Here is a 1,331-nt window from a genome sequence, read left to right as displayed (position 1 = left end):
AGCTCAGCTAAGGTAAGGCTAATACAGCTAAGGACTCCACTGAACCCCACCGATTAAATCGCACCTTCCCTAACAGCCCGAGTTTTTACTATGTCAACTATAATTCTTCTAAACCTCAGCCATTCTATTTTCAGACATTGTACGGGCAGTATTACGCTACCGCCACCCAAATCACCCCAGGAACAACCACTCTCTATGGGAAAGATGCCGCCTATGGTTATATGAGTGAAAATAGCTCATCCGGCCAAGTGAAAGGTGTGACATGGAAATTCTCCGGCAATACCACATTCATCGTCAGATCCTGCAAGACACCGGATATTACCGTTCCACTCGGCTCACACGCCGCCAATGATTTTCCCGCTGTTGGCAGTACCAGCCAGCCGGTACCGTTTAACTTTCAAATCAACGACTGCGCTGCAGGGATGACCTCGGTGAGCTATACCTTTAAACCCGCAGTGGGGATCACGATTCAGGGCTCTGGCAATAACCAGTATCTGACGCTCGACAGCAGTTCGACGGCCAGCGGCGTCGGCGTACAGGTGTTGTATGACGATGGCATCACCGCCGTGCCGTTCAACGCTAAAACGGCATTTTCAGGTTATGCAAAAGCCACGGGCGGCAGCTACACCATTCCGATGAAAGCCCGCTATGTGCGTACCGGCACCATCAGTGCGGGAACGGCCAACTCGGCGGCGGAATTTGTGATGGCGTATGAATAAACAAAGATAATCCAGTCACTTGATTAAACGCGGTATTTACGCTCTTATCTCTGTGCTTATAACAATGAGGATAGCGAAATGAAGATTAAGACAGGGGTCACTGCACTGGTATTCGCGGGTTTACTGGCAGGCTGCGTCGCACAGCCGGCAAAACAGGCTGTAACCGCACAGAGCTGCAAAGCGGACAACCAGATGGAACAAACCACGCTCTATTTCGGCTTAAGTCGCCCGGCCGGGAAAGATATCACCGCGCAGGAGTGGCAGCAGTTTGTTGATACGGACGTAACGCCGCGTTTTCGTGACGGCCTGACGGTGTTTGATGCGCGCGGGCAGTGGCTGGGGAACGATGGCAAGGTGGCTAAGGAAGCGAGCAAAGCGCTGATGTTGATCCACGGGAAAGATGCCGGAAGCGAAAGCAATATCGAAACGCTACGTACGCTGTACAAAACCCGTTTCGGGCAAGAATCTGTGATGCGTGTTGACCAGCCGGTTTGCGTGCAGTTCTGATAGAAAAACGGCGGGTGATAAGCCCGCCTCTTAAGGAAGGTGCGATTTAATCGGTGGGGTTCAGTGGAGTCCTTAGCTGTATTAGCCTTACCTTAGCTGAGCTGT

At 51.8% G+C, this 1,331-nt stretch carries 2 protein-coding genes; both read left to right on the top strand.

Annotated elements, in window-relative coordinates:
- Positions 1-257: 257 nt before the first annotated feature.
- Entirely contained in the window at positions 258-719 is a 462-nt protein-coding gene (locus ACSZPU_RS25720; protein ID WP_499004441.1) for a fimbrial protein, read from the top strand.
- Positions 720-797: 78 nt separating this feature from the next.
- On the top strand, positions 798-1,226 hold the full coding sequence (locus tag ACSZPU_RS25715; RefSeq protein WP_499004439.1) for a DUF3574 domain-containing protein: 429 nt from the start codon (positions 798-800) through the stop codon (positions 1,224-1,226).
- The last annotated feature ends 105 nt before the right edge of the window (positions 1,227-1,331 follow it).

Origin of the sequence: Phytobacter sp. V69, assembly GCF_965644215.1 — a bacterium.
In the GTDB taxonomy this organism is placed as follows: Bacteria; Pseudomonadota; Gammaproteobacteria; order Enterobacterales; family Enterobacteriaceae; genus Phytobacter.
Note: the sequence above shows the minus strand (reverse complement) of the source record. Positions and strands in the feature narration are given on the sequence as shown.

What these genes read in the sequence shown, in the direction of transcription:
- ACSZPU_RS25715 (WP_499004439.1), top strand. Translation starts at nt 798, where the DNA reads ATGAAGATTAAGACAGGGGTCACTGCACTGGTATTCGCGGGTTTACTG.